The sequence below is a fragment of the Allosphingosinicella deserti genome, from assembly GCF_003012735.1.
GTDB classification, from domain to species: domain Bacteria; phylum Pseudomonadota; class Alphaproteobacteria; order Sphingomonadales; family Sphingomonadaceae; genus Allosphingosinicella; species Allosphingosinicella deserti.
The window spans coordinates 322,979-335,913 of record NZ_PXYI01000002.1 but is presented as its reverse complement, the minus strand read 5'-3'; the positions used below and the strand labels follow the sequence as shown (position 1 = coordinate 335,913).

The following is a 12,935-nucleotide window of genomic DNA, read 5'->3' as shown; positions in this document are numbered from 1 at the left end:
TCTAACCACCCGCGCACGCAGGCGAAAGGGTTAACGGCCCCGATGAACGAAAATGCGCTTCGCGCGGCTAGTCGGCCCTCCTGCTGCCGAGCGCGCTCGTCTGGGCTTCGACGAGGCGGATGAGATCGCCTTGCGCGACGTTGACGTCGATCCGGTGCAGCCCCCAGCCCGGGTTGATCTTGCCGAGCATGTAGATGTCGCCGGGGATCGTATCGGTGCGGGCGTCGGCGGGATCGGCATTGACGGTGACCGCCAGATAGCCCGCCTGGCCGTCATGGACGCAGGCCGCGCTGACCAGCCCCTCGGTGCGCAGGAACGGCGTCGGCGGAGCGCCCTCGCGCGACCAGGCGATTGCCTGGCCGCCGGGCCGCGGCGACTCCATCGTGAACCAGTAGGAATCAAGCGGCGCGCTTCCGCCCGCGAGCGCGGCCGGGTTGGTGCAGCCGGCGGTCATGCCGGGCCGCGGCGCACGCCCGAACAGCGCTCCAGCCGGCGGCGGCGCGTCGGCGCGGAACGACATGTAGGTGATGACGCAGCCGGTCTCTCCGGAGCGGGTGCAGAGCGGCGTCGCCTTGAACGTACCGCCCACCGTCTTGCCCTGCGGGACCTCGACCGTCCAGCCGAGCAGCATGGCCGAGAGCATCTTCCTGCTGATCGGCTTGCCGTCGATTTCCTCGGCCACCAGTTTCGACAGCAGGATCGATCCCTGGCTGTGACCGATCAGCACGAACGGCCGGCCCTGGTTGCGGCGGGCAAGGAACTCGCGCCAGGCGGCAAGCACGTCGCCGTAAGCGAGCGCGAAGGCGGGCTGCACGTTCTCCCCGGCAAGGGCGCGCGGGATGGAGGCGAGCGTCGCCTGCCGATAGAGCGGCGCGAACGTTCGGCAGACGGTGCCGAAGCGGGCCAGCTGGGTCAGCGCGGCGGCGGCTTCCTCGGGCCCGGGAGAGAGATCGCTGCTCAACCCCGGATCGCGCGACACCGTCGGGTAGACGTAGAAGCAATCGACGGGCGGATCCTTGGCGGGCACGACCTGGCCGACCGAGCCGTAGCCGTTGGGGTTCAGTGCGGCGGTGCCGAGCGGCCGCGAACAAGCATCGCTTGCGCCCGGCAGGCAGAGCCAGGCCGCGTCTTTGCCATAATCGGGTGCCGCGGCTGCGGCGGGCGCGGGTTGCGCCGAGACCGGCGTTGCAGCCGGTTGGGCTGAAAGCGGCGTGCCCGCCGCGAGCGCGGCTGCGGCCGCGATGATGAACCTCATGGACCGCATTCCTTTCGTCAGTCGAACAATCCGTCCTGCGCCGTGCGCGGCGGGGTCAGGCCGAGGTGCGTCCACGCTCGCCCGGTCAGGCACCGGCCCCGGGCCGTACGCGCTACCAAACCCAGCTGGATAAGGTAGGGCTCGATCACTTCCTCGATCGTGTCGCGCGGCTCGGACAGGCCGGCGGCGAGCGTCTCCACGCCGACCGGACCGCCCTTGTAGATGTCGGCGATCATGTGGAGATAGCGCCGGTCCATCGCGTCGAGGCCGAGCTGATCGACCTCCATGCGGTTGAGCGCGAGATCGGCGGCTCTGGCATCGACCTGCTCCGCGCCCGCCGCATGGGCGAAATCGCGCACCCGCCGCAGCAGCCGGCCCGCGATCCGCGGCGTGCCGCGCGAGCGCCGTGCGACTTCGTGGGCGCCGTCCTGTGTCAGCGGCAGATCGAGCAGCCGCGCGGCGCGGCCGACGACCTGCTCCAACTCCTCGACCGTGTAGAATTGCAGCCGCACAGGAATGCCGAAGCGATCCCGCAGCGGCGTGGTGATGAGGCCCTGCCGCGTCGTCGCGCCGACCAAGGTGAAGCGCGGCAGATCAATCCGTACCGATCGCGCCGAGGGCCCTTCCCCGATCATCAGATCGAGCGCGCGATCCTCCATGGCCGGATAGAGGACTTCCTCGACGGCGGGGCTCATCCGGTGGATCTCGTCGATGAACAGCACGTCGCCATCTTCGAGATTGGTCAGCAAGGCCGCGAGATCGCCCGATTTCGCGATCACCGGGCCCGAGGTGGCGCGGAAGCCGACGCCGAGCTCGCGGGCGATGATCTGGGCGAGCGTGGTCTTGCCGAGCCCTGGGGGACCGAAGAAGAGCACATGATCGAGCGCATCGCCGCGGCTCTTCGCCGCCTGGATGAACACCCGAAGATTCTCGCGGGCCGCTTTCTGCCCGACGAACTCGTCGAGCGTCTTCGGCCGCAGCGCGACGTCGATGTCCTCGGGCTTGCGGTTGCCGCTCAGCAGGCGTTCGTCGTCGCTCATGCGCTGCGAGGCTCCGTGAGATCATAGCCGCACTGCGAACAGTCCTTTTCCGGCCACATCGGCGCCGCGCCCAATCCGATGCTTTCAATCCCGAAGGCATGGAAGACCGACTTACCGCATGTGGGACAGTAAGGAGGACCGTTGGGGATCGCGTCGCTGGGACTCACCATGGCTCCGGTAATGCCGGCGACGATCAGAAGAGGAAGGACCGGCCAAAGCGGGACGCTTCCGCCTTGCGTGAGGGCGCAGAACAGCCAGATCATCCCTCCTGCACTCGAAAGCCAGAACACCAAAGCAACAGCGACGCCTCGCCGATAGGTTGTCCAGAACCCGCGATCGCTCATTTCGCCGCCTTCTTGAGCGCGGTGCGAACCAGCGCGTCGAGGGTCGGCCCGGGCCCGAGTTCAGCCTCCGCCTTGGCGACCGCGGACGCGGCTTCGGCCGGGCGAAAGCCGAGATTGGACAGGGCCGAGACGGCGTCGGCGCTGACGCTGCCTGGCGGCGGCGGGGCGACGCCCGGCACCCCGGCACCGAGCACGACTCCGCCGGCCTTGTCCTTCAACTCATGGGCAATGCGCTGCGCCAGCTTCGGACCGACACCGTTGGCGCGGCCGAGCATACGGTGGTCGCCACTGGCGATCGCACGGTGGATCTCGTCGCCAGTGAGCGCGGAGAGCAGAGCGAGCGCGACCCGAGTGCCGACCCCCTGGACAGAGGTGAGCAGGCGGAACCAGTCGCGCTCCTCGCCCGTGGCGAAGCCGATCAGGCGAATATCGTCCTCCGAGACCTGCATCTCGGTGTGCACGACGACATCGCTGCCGATCGCGCCCAATGCGGAAAGGGTGCGCGAGGAGGCGAAGACGAGATAGCCGACGCCATTGACGTCGATCACCGCATGATCGGCGGTGAAGCTGTCGAGCTGGCCGCGAAGCTTGGCGATCATGCGGCGTGGCTCCCGAGCGCGCGGGCGCTGGCGAGATGGTGAGCGTGAGTGATCGCGACCGCGAGCGCGTCGGCGGCATCGGCCCCAGCGATCTTCACACCCGGCAGCAGCCGCCCGACCATTGCATGGACTTGGACCTTGTCGGCGCCGCCGGTGCCGACCACAGCTTTCTTGACAAGCCGCGGCGCATATTCGCCCACGCCGAGCCCGTTCCGCGCCGCCGCGAGCAGGATCACGCCGCGGGCCTGGCCGAGCTTGAGCGTGGATTGCGGATTGTCGTTGACGAACACCTCTTCCACGGCCGCCGCCTGGGGATGGTGCGCATCGAGGATCGCGAGCAGCGATTCATAGAGACTGGTCAGCCGCGCCGGCAGCGCCGACTTGGCATCGGTTCGGACATGTCCGTTGGCGACATGGCTGAGCCGATTGCCCTCGGCGCGGATCACCCCCCAGCCGGTGCAGCCGAGCCCGGGGTCGAGACCGAGAATGATCATGCGCGGCGTTCCAGTTGGTCCGCTGCGTCGTAGGAAATCGAGAGGGTGGTGGTCGCCATCTTCGAATGATGCCCTCGGAGAGTTCGCGCGTGAAGCGATTATAAACCCTCCCCATGCCGGGGAGGATCTGGAACCCCGAGACCTGGCGCTACCCCAACTTCTCCATCACTTCGTCGGAGACTTCGTAATTGCCCCAGACGGTCTGGATATCGTCGTCCTCCTCGAGCGCGTCGATCAGCTTGAAGAGCTGGCCGGCATCGTCGAAATCGACGTCGACCGGGGTCTGCGGGCGCCAGGCGAGCTTGGTGCTTTCGGCTTCGCCGAGCGCCGCCTCGAGCGCCTTGGCGACTTCATGCAGGCTTTCCTGAGCGGTCCAGATCTGGTGGCCGTCCTCGTCCGATTCGACATCTTCGGCACCGGCCTCGATCGCCGCCTCGAGCACCGCGTCGGCGCTGCCGGCGGTTGCCGGATAGGTGATCAGGCCGAGGCGGTCGAAGCCGTGGCTGACCGAGCCCGACGCGCCGAGATTGCCGCCATTCTTGGAAAAGCTGGTTCGCACGTTGGTGGCGGTGCGGTTGCGATTGTCGGTGAGCGCCTCGACGATCAGCGACACGCCGCCCGGGCCGAAGCCCTCGTAGCGCACATCCTCGTAATTCTCGGCGTCGCCGCCTGACGCCTTCTCGATCGCACGCTGGATATTGTCCTTGGGCATCGACTGCGCCTTGGCGGCGAGCACTGCCGCGCGCAGCCGCGGGTTCATCGCCGGATCGGGCGTGCCCATCTTCGCCGCGACGGTGATTTCGCGCGAGAGCTTCGAAAACATCGCCGAGCGCTTTTTGTCCTGCGCGCCCTTGCGGTGCATGATGTTCTTGTACTTGCTGTGGCCGGCCATCGCCGAAACTCACCTTCGCTAGGAATGGAAATGTGCCCGCTCTCTAGAGGACGGGAGGTGCGGCGCGCAATGCCTGCGCAAAGGGCCGGCGAACGTCTCCGCTCGCCGGCCCTTTCCTTCCCCCCGGGAGGGCGCTTATTCGATGCCGAGCGCCGCCTTGTAGGTTTCGAGCAGCGCGTCCGCTTCCTGGCGGGCATGCGCTTCCATCTTACGCAGACGAATGATCGTCCGCATCGTCTTGGTGTCGTAGCCGCGCGACTTGGCTTCGAGATAGACGTCCTTGACGTCGTCCGCGATCGCCTTCTTTTCCTCTTCGAGACGCTCGATGCGCTCGATGAGCAGCCTCAGTTCTTCGGCCGCAACCGTACCTTCTGCCATGTGCCCTACCCCGATGGAATGAGATGAAGCGGCCGTCTAAGCGCAGCCGCGCCTGCGCTCAAGACGGGGATTGCACGATCACGGCGGGTTGAAACGCCCACAAGAGTGGTTATTGGCCGGGCCGATGCCGAACAGCGAAACGACCCCGAGCAAATTCACCCCGCGGACCCGCAAGGTCCGTATCCTCGCCACGATCGGGCCGGCGAGCGACTCGCCGGAGATGATCCGCAAGCTTGCAGAGGCGGGCGTCGATGCGTTCCGGCTCAACATGAGCCACGGCAACCATGAGGATCACCTCCGCCGAATCGAGACGATCCGCGCGCTCGAGAAGGAGCTCGATCGTCCCACCACGATCCTCGCCGATCTCCAGGGACCGAAGCTGCGGGTCGGCCGCTTCGTCGACGGCGGCGCGATGCTGGAGAACGGTCAGACCTTCGTCTTCGACCGCGACGAGACACCCGGCGACGCCACCCGCGCCAATCTGCCGCACAAGGAAATCTTCCAGGGGGTCGAGCCCGGCACCCGGTTGCTGATTGACGACGGCAAGATCGTCCAGCGCGTCGTCAGCGCGACGCCGGACCGAATCGAAGCGGTGGTCGAAGTCGGCGGTCGCATTTCCAACAATAAGGGCCTCAACGTTCCCGACGTCGTGCTGCCGCTGGCGGCGCTGACCGAGAAGGATCGCGCGGACCTGGTGTTCGCGCTCGAACAGGGCGTCGACTGGATCGCCTTGTCGTTCGTCCAGCGGCCCGAGGACGTCGCCGAAGCGCGCCGGCTGATCGCCGGCAAAGCGGCTTTGCTCGCCAAGATCGAGAAGCCCGCCGCAATCGAGCGGCTGGAAGGCATTCTCGAGCTCGCGGACGCCGTCATGGTCGCGCGCGGCGATCTCGGCGTCGAGTTGCCGCCCGAGCAAGTACCGCCATTCCAGAAACGGATCGTCGAGGCCGCGCGCCGGCTCGGCCGCCCCGTGGTGGTCGCGACGCAGATGCTAGAATCGATGATCACCTCGCCGTCGCCGACCCGTGCCGAAGTCTCGGACGTCGCGACCGCCGTTTATGACGGCGCCGACGCGGTGATGCTGTCGGCGGAAAGCGCATCGGGATCCTTCCCGATCGAGGCGGTGACGATCATGGACCGGATCGGCACTACCGTCGAAGCGGATCCGAGCTATTCCGCCCGCGTCCACTTCACCGAGACCTTGCCCGAATCGACCACCGCAGACGCGATCGCGCATGCGGTGAACACGATGGTCGACACGGTCAGCGCGGCAGCGATCGTCTGCTTCACTTCGTCGGGCTCCACCGCCCGCCGCCTGTCGCGCGAGCGGCCAGCCGTGCCGATGCTGGTGCTCACCCCGTCGGAGAAGACCGCGCGCCGCCTCGGCCTGTTGTGGGGCGCGCATGCGGTGCGCACCCGCGATGTCGCCAGCTTCGAGGAAATGATCGCCAAGGCCAAGCGCATGGCACTCCGTCACGGCATCGCCAAAGGTGGCCAGCGAATCATCATCACGGCCGGCGTTCCGTTCGGCACCCCGGGGTCGACCAACGTCATCCACATCGTCCGCCTGGTCGGTGACGAGCTCGACCGGTATCGCAGCGGCGAGGGCAGACGCCCTGCAGAGTAAGCGCGCGCGCCGTCGGCAAAAGCCGTTCGGGCGAGAGCCGCGTGTCGGGAGCCGAGTGAGCGAAAGCCGTTCGGGGGACGGTGTCTGGTGAGGAGCGCCTTTTATCAGCTCTCGAGCAGCTTCGGGATCTGATCCAGCAATTCCCGGGCGAGGAAGCCGATCCGGCCGACCTCGTTGGCGAGCACCCGGCCGGCTTCGCCGTGCAGATAGACGCCCCACAAAGCGGCGGTGAGCGGATCGGCGCCGCGGGCGGCGAGGCCGCCGACGATTCCGGCAAGAGTGTCGCCGGAGCCTGAGGTCGCGAGACCGACTCCGCCGCCCCGGAAGCGGAACGAGCGGCCGTCAGGATGGGCGATATGGCTGAACTGTCCCTTGACCAGCGCGACGACGTTGAACCGCTCGGCCGCGGTTCTTGCGGCGGCGCGTGGATCGGCCTCGACCTCTTCCGGATCGCATTCGAGCAGCCGTGCCATCTCCCGGGCATGCGGCAGCACGACCGCGCCGCCGGGCCAGGCCCGCAGCGCTTCGGCGCGCGGGGCAAGCGAGCCGAGCACGGCGGCGTCGAGGATGATCGGACGATCGAGGCGGGCACCGAGCAAAGCGTCGAGCAGGGCATCGAGCGGCGGCCCGTGCTGAAGGCCGCAGCCGATCATGATCGCCTGGGCGCCTTCGGCCCAGCCGAGCAGGGAGTCGATGCCGCTCGGCGCGAGGCAGCCCTCTTCGGTTTCTTCCATGCCGATCACGCGCGCTTCGGGGATCGCAATGCCGAGGTGGACGGCGATGCTCGCGGCGGTGGCGATCTGGAGCTTGCCTGCGCCAGCACGGAGTCCGCCGATGCCCGCGAGATAGGCGGCGCCGGCAAGCTCGCGGCTGCCCGCGATGACGAGCACACGGCCGCGCTCCTCCTTGTCGCCGTCGTCCGGGTGGTGCGGCAGCGGGAAGCGTCGGAGCAGATCCCGGTCGAGAGTCTCCGGTTGGCTCATCGGACGCCGACGATCGCCTCGGGTTCGGCGGTGAGCGGCGCTTTCTCCTCGATCAGCGGGGCGGCGTGATTGTAGCGAACGAGCTTGGGTGCGCAGAGGGCATCATCGTCCGGCTGGAATTCATATTCGCAGATACCGCAATTGAGCACATTGCTCTCCCGGCTGATGCCGATCACGTCCGCCTCAGTCATTTCCTCGAGGATGTAGCGGAAGCAGAGCACGACGACCTGGTGACAGGCGATCAGCACTCTCTTGTCGGCATAATGGAGGCTGATCGTGTCAAGCGCACTGCGCAGGCGCAGGATGACGTCGGCCCAGCTCTCCCCGCCGGGCGGGCGGTGATAGAATTTGCCGAGCAAGGCACGATGCTCCGCCTGATCCGGATATTTCTCGCGAACGCCGATCGTCGTCAGACCGTCGAGGATGCCGAATTCGCGTTCGCGGAGCCGCTCGTCGATAACCAGGGGCTTGGCATCTTGGGTCACGCCCTTGGCGGCACAGATCGCCCGGGCGGTCTCCTGCGCGCGGACATAGGGCGAGGAGAGGACGACCTGCGGCTTCTCACTCTCCGGGAGCCTGGAGAACCATTCGCCAAGCGCCCGCGCCTGCTCCCGGCCGAGATCGCTGAGCGGCACGTCGACGTCGCGCAGTGCGAGATCGATGACGGGAAGACCGGCGGCGTCGGCAGCGTCGCGCGCGACATTGCCGGCGCTCTGTCCGTGCCGCACCAGCCAGATTCGGGATGGCCATCTTTGCCTCATCGGGACATCAAAAGCCCGAACCGGCCGAAAGGTTCAGATCAGGCCTTCGTGCTCCAGCCGGCGGCGGAGATCCTCGGCGCTGGTGAAGAGGTGGGCGTGCATGCCAACGGCGATCGCGCCGTCGACGTTGATCAGACGGTCGTCGACGAAGAGGGCCTGGTCAGGACGCAGCCCGAACCGATCGAGCGCGAGGAAGTAAATTGCCGGATCCGGCTTCATCACCTTCTCGGCGCCCGACACGACGATGTCGCGGAAGCGGCGGAAGAAGGCTTGTTCCTTGGCGTGGAACGGAGCCCAGAAATCGGCCGAAAAATTGGTGATCGCGAACAGCGGTATACCGCGCTCGTCGAGTTCCCCGACGATCTCGTGCACGCCCTCGACCGGGTCGCTGATCGTTTCGCCGAAGCGTTCGCCCCAGGCGGAGATCAGATGCGCATATTCGGGGAACTTGCCGCTGAGCTCGGCCGCCGCTTCCTGGAAGTCGCGGCCGCCGTCCAAGCTGTCATGCCATTCCCAAAGGCCGACATCCTCGATGAAGCGCAGGCGCGCCTCATCCTCGGGCAATTGCCGCGCGAGGAAGCTTTCCGGATCCCAGCCGTAGAGGACGTTGCCGACGTCGAAGACGACGGCGGTCGGGCGATTTGCGGGTGCGGAGTCGCGCGTCATCGAGCCGAAGCGAACCTGCAGGACCAAGCCTTGTGCCCCGCACATGACAACGCCCGCCGCGTCACACGGGCGGGCGTCACCGCGCGGAGCGCGAGAGGCTTAGCCCTGGCGCGCCTTGAAGCGGCGGTTCGTCTTGTTGATGACGTAGGTGCGGCCCCGGCGACGGATCACGCGGCAGTCGCGGTGACGCGACTTGAGGGACTTCAGCGAGTTGCGGATCTTCATGGCCGAACGACCTGCCTATTCTTTCGAGTTCAAAAATGGTGGAAAATCGAGGCGCTCCCCTATGGGCGGCCGCCGGATAAGTCAAGCCGGGAGAGGCTCCAAACGGCTTTCGCGGAGAAGCGCGGAGCCTCTCCCCGCTTCAGCCGCGGCGCTCCGCGAGCTTGCGCTCCCAGGCGAGTGCGTCCCGAACAATCGTCTCGAGATCGTCGAGCCTCGGCCGCCATGGCAGGGTCTCGACGATCTTGCCGTTGTCGGCGACGAGGCTGCCGGGATCGCCGGCACGGCGCGGCTCGAGCTTGCGCTCGATGGTGAGATTGGTCACCCTGTCGACGGCATCGAGCACTTCGAGCACCGAGAAGCCGCGGCCGTAGCCGCAATTCATGATGTGGCTGGATTCCGGATCCTCGATCAGCTTCTCGAGCGCATCCACATGGGCGGCAGCAAGATCGCTGACGTGGATGTAATCGCGCACGCCGGTGCCGTCGGGCGTGTCGTAGTCGGTGCCGTACACGGCGACGTGGCTGCGCTTGCCGATCGCCGCCTCGACCGCGACCTTGATCAGATGGGTGGCGCCTGCGGTCGACTGGCCCGAGCGCCCCTTGGGATCGGCGCCGGCAACGTTGAAATAGCGCAATGCGCAGAAGTTGATCGGGTGGGCAAAGGCGACATCGGCGAGCATGCGTTCGGTCATCAGCTTCGACCAGCCATAGGGATTGATCGGCTGGGTACGGGCCGATTCGCGGATCGGCACCGATTCGGGGATGCCGTAGGTCGCCGCGGTGGACGAGAAGATGAAGTGCTTCACTCCGCCCTTCACCGCGCTCTCGATCAGGGCGCGGCTCTTCACCGTATTGTTCTCATAATATTTGAGTGGGTTCTCGACCGATTCGGGGACGATGATCGATCCGGCGAAATGGATGATCGCCCGGATGCCGTGCTCGGCGATGAGCCGCGCGACCAGATCCTGATCGGCAATGTCGCCGCGCGCGAACACGACGCCTTTCGGCACCGCCCATTCGAAGCCGGTGGTGAGATTGTCGATGACGACCACCGGCCAGCCGGCGTCGAGAAGGGCAAGCACTGCGTGGCTTCCGATATAGCCGGCGCCGCCCGTCACGAGCACCGTCGGTTTCGATCCGTTCATGTCCATCTTTTCCCCCGGGGAACAGTTCAGCTAGGAAAGCGCTGAGCGATCGTTACAGGTCTGTACGAAACGCGCCGCTAACCCAGGAGGTGCATTGATGAAAACAGCTTTTCTGCGCGGGGGTGCGATCTTGCTCGCCCTCGCCGTATCGGCTTGCGCCTCCCGCGGCAGCGACCGCCCCGTTCCCGACGGTGTCGACGTTGCCCGCTTCCACCTCGGCCAGGCGACGATCGCCAAGGCGCAGATCGCGATCGAGCCGTTCGACCGCGCCGATGCGAGCCGCCCCGAATATCCGGCCGTTGCGGCGGCGGTGGCGCGGGAGCTGACCCGCCTCGGCTGGACGGTGGCGCCGGCAGGCGGCACGTCCGAGCAGATTGCGCTGATCGACGTAGAGCAGGGCAGCCGCGAATCGATCGCAGCGTTGACGGCCGCGCGGATCGGCCGCGGCATCGCGCCGCCGGCGGCATCGGGAAGTTCGGCGGGGATGACCGCGACCCTGCTCGAAGTTGGGCTGCGCCGGCGCTCCGACGCAACCGTCTTCTGGGAAGGCCGGGCCGTAGCCGAAGCACAAGCCGGATCGGCCGAAGCCGCCCCTGTCGCCGCCGTCGGCCGCCTCGCCCCGGCATTGTTTCAGGACTTCCCCGGCGAGTCCGGCCGCACTATCAGGATTCGATGACCTTCTCCATTTCGAGCGCCTTCGACGGCGGCAACATTCGCCTGGTCGCCATCGACGGCAACCGCGTGGACCTTGAGATCGCCAAGGACCACCAATCCGATTTCTATCAATGGTTCTATTTCCGGCTGACTGGCGCCGCCGGCGAGGCGGTGGAGCTTCGTATCCTCAACTGCGCCGACGCCGCCTATCCGCTCGGCTGGGAGAATTACCGCGCCTGCATGTCCTATGATCGCGAGGACTGGCAGCGCGTCGACACCGATTACGCCGACGGCATCCTGACGATCCGGGTGACTGCGGAGGCGAACAGCGTCTGGTTCGCCTATTTCGCGCCGTTCACGATGGAGATGCACCACGATCTCGTCGCCACCGCCATGGCCCACCCGGCGGTGCGCTACCGCTCGCTTGGCCAGAGCCTGGACGGACAGGAGATCGACTATCTGTCGATCGGCGAGGGGCCGCTGCAAATCTGGTATTATGCCCGTCAGCACCCCGGCGAATCGATGGCCGAATGGTGGATGGAGGGGGCGATCGAGCGCCTGCTCGATGATTCGGATCCGGTCTCGCGTCGTCTGCGCGAGCGTGCGACCTTCCACATCATCCCCAACATGAACCCGGACGGGACCCGCCGCGGCCATCTCAGGACCAACGCTGCCGGCACCAATCTCAATCGCGAATGGCACGCGCCGTCAGCCGAGCGCAGCCCCGAAGTGCTCTACGTGCTCGGCGAGATGGACCGAACCGGAGTCGATTTCGCCATGGACGTGCATGGCGACGAGGCGATCCCGAACAATTTCCTCGCCGGCTTCGAGGGCATTCCAAGCTGGAACGAGCGCCAGCAGGGGCTGTTCGACCGGTTCAGCGAAGAGCTGGTCCAGATCACCCCGGATTTCCAGACCAAGCAGGGCTATGAGATCACCAAGCCGGGCCAGGCCAACATGTCGATGTCGACGGCCCAGCTGGCGGAACGGTTCGGGGCGGTTTCGATGACCCTCGAAATGCCGTTCAAGGACAATGCGGATCTGCCCGATCCGGTCTACGGCTGGTCGCCCGACCGTTGTCGCCTGCTCGCCCGCGCGTGCATCGACGGGCTCTACGCAATCCTCGACGAACTCCCTTACCGGAAGCGCTGATGCCAACACTCGTACTCATTCGCCACGGCCAATCGGCCTGGAATCTGGAAAATCGTTTCACCGGCTGGTGGGACGTCGACGTCACCGAAAAGGGTGTCGAAGAGGCGCGCGACGCCGGCCGGCTGATGAAGGACAGGGGGCTGGATTTCGACCTCTGCTTCACCAGCCTGCAGACCCGGGCAATCAAGACGCTGAACCTCGCGCTTGAGGAAATGGGCCGTCTGTGGTTGCCGGTCGAGAAGGACTGGCGTCTGAACGAGCGCCATTATGGCGGCCTCACCGGCCTCGACAAGGCCGAGACGGCGGCCAGACATGGCGACGAGCAGGTCCATATCTGGCGCCGTTCGTTCGACATCCCGCCGCCTCCGATCGAGCCGGGCAGTGAATATGATCTGTCGAACGATCGCCGCTATGCCGGCATCGACGTTCCGGCGACCGAGAGCCTCAAGGACACGATCGCGCGGGTGCTGCCTTATTGGCGGGCGCGGATCGGACCGGCGCTGCAAGGCGGCCAGCGGGTGCTGATCTCCGCCCACGGCAATTCGCTGCGCGCCCTGGTCAAACATCTTTCGGGGATTTCGGACGAGGAGATCGCCTCCCTCGAGATCCCGACCGGGCAACCGATCGTCTACGAGCTCGACGACAGTCTCGCCGCCACCGACCGCTACTATCTGCGCGAACGCTGAGCGGCTGCCCGCTGGTCGACGCCTGAACCTGAGGAGCG

16 protein-coding genes are annotated in these 12,935 nt (G+C 66.6%); 4 read left to right on the top strand and 12 right to left on the bottom strand.

The features are described from left to right. Window positions 1-67 precede the first annotated feature (67 nt). The 7 genes from C7I55_RS05865 to C7I55_RS05835 all read right to left on the bottom strand — a co-directional run bounded on the left by C7I55_RS05865 (window position 68) and on the right by C7I55_RS05835 (window position 5,002). Window positions 68-1,255 (bottom strand): DUF3089 domain-containing protein, encoded by a 1,188-nt coding sequence (locus C7I55_RS05865; RefSeq protein ID WP_106511966.1) that lies wholly within the window; start codon window positions 1,253-1,255, stop codon window positions 68-70. A 17-nt stretch (window positions 1,256-1,272) separates the two neighbouring features. Continuing rightward, complete coding sequence (ruvB, locus tag C7I55_RS05860; protein ID WP_106511965.1) at window positions 1,273-2,295, bottom strand: Holliday junction branch migration DNA helicase RuvB; 1,023 nt, start codon at window positions 2,293-2,295, stop codon at window positions 1,273-1,275. Further along, entirely contained in the window at window positions 2,292-2,639 is a 348-nt protein-coding gene (locus C7I55_RS05855; RefSeq protein ID WP_106511964.1) for a hypothetical protein, read from the bottom strand. Before C7I55_RS05855 ends, ruvB begins: the two co-directional genes overlap by 4 nt. Beyond that, on the bottom strand, window positions 2,636-3,238 hold the full coding sequence (gene ruvA / locus C7I55_RS05850; protein ID WP_106511963.1) for a Holliday junction branch migration protein RuvA: 603 nt from the start codon (window positions 3,236-3,238) through the stop codon (window positions 2,636-2,638). The genes C7I55_RS05855 and ruvA overlap by 4 nt, the downstream gene beginning before the upstream one ends. Then, window positions 3,235-3,732, bottom strand: a complete 498-nt coding sequence (gene ruvC / locus C7I55_RS05845; protein ID WP_106511962.1) for a crossover junction endodeoxyribonuclease RuvC — start codon at window positions 3,730-3,732, stop codon at window positions 3,235-3,237. The genes ruvA and ruvC overlap by 4 nt, the downstream gene beginning before the upstream one ends. A gap of 148 nt (window positions 3,733-3,880) precedes the next feature. Further along, a complete protein-coding gene (locus tag C7I55_RS05840) occupies window positions 3,881-4,624 on the bottom strand; it encodes a YebC/PmpR family DNA-binding transcriptional regulator (protein ID WP_106511961.1) in 744 nt (247 codons plus the stop codon). A gap of 135 nt (window positions 4,625-4,759) precedes the next feature. Further along, complete coding sequence (locus C7I55_RS05835) at window positions 4,760-5,002, bottom strand: DUF2312 domain-containing protein (RefSeq protein WP_106511960.1); 243 nt, start codon at window positions 5,000-5,002, stop codon at window positions 4,760-4,762. Between the two features lie 124 nt (window positions 5,003-5,126). On the opposite strand from C7I55_RS05835, the gene pyk reads away from it, so the two are divergent. Beyond that, complete coding sequence (pyk, locus tag C7I55_RS05830; RefSeq protein WP_106512443.1) at window positions 5,127-6,626, top strand: pyruvate kinase; 1,500 nt, start codon at window positions 5,127-5,129, stop codon at window positions 6,624-6,626. 104 nt (window positions 6,627-6,730) lie between these two features. Here the strand turns inward: pyk and C7I55_RS05825 are convergent, their stop codons facing one another. From C7I55_RS05825 to galE, 5 genes are all read right to left on the bottom strand, one after another. After that, a complete protein-coding gene (locus C7I55_RS05825; RefSeq protein WP_106511959.1) occupies window positions 6,731-7,609 on the bottom strand; it encodes an NAD(P)H-hydrate dehydratase in 879 nt (292 codons plus the stop codon). After that, entirely contained in the window at window positions 7,606-8,370 is a 765-nt protein-coding gene (locus C7I55_RS05820) for a histidine phosphatase family protein (RefSeq protein ID WP_106511958.1), read from the bottom strand. The genes C7I55_RS05825 and C7I55_RS05820 overlap by 4 nt, the downstream gene beginning before the upstream one ends. A 33-nt stretch (window positions 8,371-8,403) precedes the next feature. Next, window positions 8,404-9,063 carry an HAD family hydrolase gene (locus C7I55_RS05815; protein ID WP_233222072.1) on the bottom strand — a complete coding sequence of 220 codons (660 nt, stop codon included), beginning with the start codon at window positions 9,061-9,063 and terminating at the stop codon, window positions 8,404-8,406. 72 nt (window positions 9,064-9,135) lie between these two features. Beyond that, complete coding sequence (ykgO, locus tag C7I55_RS05810; RefSeq protein ID WP_006833921.1) at window positions 9,136-9,261, bottom strand: type B 50S ribosomal protein L36; 126 nt, start codon at window positions 9,259-9,261, stop codon at window positions 9,136-9,138. A 139-nt stretch (window positions 9,262-9,400) separates the two neighbouring features. Further along, window positions 9,401-10,405: a UDP-glucose 4-epimerase GalE gene (galE, locus tag C7I55_RS05805; protein ID WP_106511957.1), complete on the bottom strand. Its 1,005-nt coding sequence runs from the start codon at window positions 10,403-10,405 to the stop codon at window positions 9,401-9,403. Window positions 10,406-10,502: 97 nt separating this feature from the next. On the opposite strand from galE, the gene C7I55_RS05800 reads away from it, so the two are divergent. Genes C7I55_RS05800 through gpmA form a run of 3 tightly spaced genes read left to right on the top strand, consistent with a single transcriptional unit; the run spans window position 10,503 to window position 12,897 of the window. Then, window positions 10,503-11,081: a DUF4136 domain-containing protein gene (locus C7I55_RS05800; protein WP_106511956.1), complete on the top strand. Its 579-nt coding sequence runs from the start codon at window positions 10,503-10,505 to the stop codon at window positions 11,079-11,081. Next, window positions 11,078-12,211 carry a M14 family metallopeptidase gene (locus C7I55_RS05795; RefSeq protein ID WP_106511955.1) on the top strand — a complete coding sequence of 378 codons (1,134 nt, stop codon included), beginning with the start codon at window positions 11,078-11,080 and terminating at the stop codon, window positions 12,209-12,211. Before C7I55_RS05800 ends, C7I55_RS05795 begins: the two co-directional genes overlap by 4 nt. Next, window positions 12,211-12,897 carry a 2,3-diphosphoglycerate-dependent phosphoglycerate mutase gene (gene gpmA, locus C7I55_RS05790; RefSeq protein WP_106511954.1) on the top strand — a complete coding sequence of 229 codons (687 nt, stop codon included), beginning with the start codon at window positions 12,211-12,213 and terminating at the stop codon, window positions 12,895-12,897. The genes C7I55_RS05795 and gpmA overlap by 1 nt, the downstream gene beginning before the upstream one ends. Window positions 12,898-12,935: the final 38 nt, after the last annotated feature.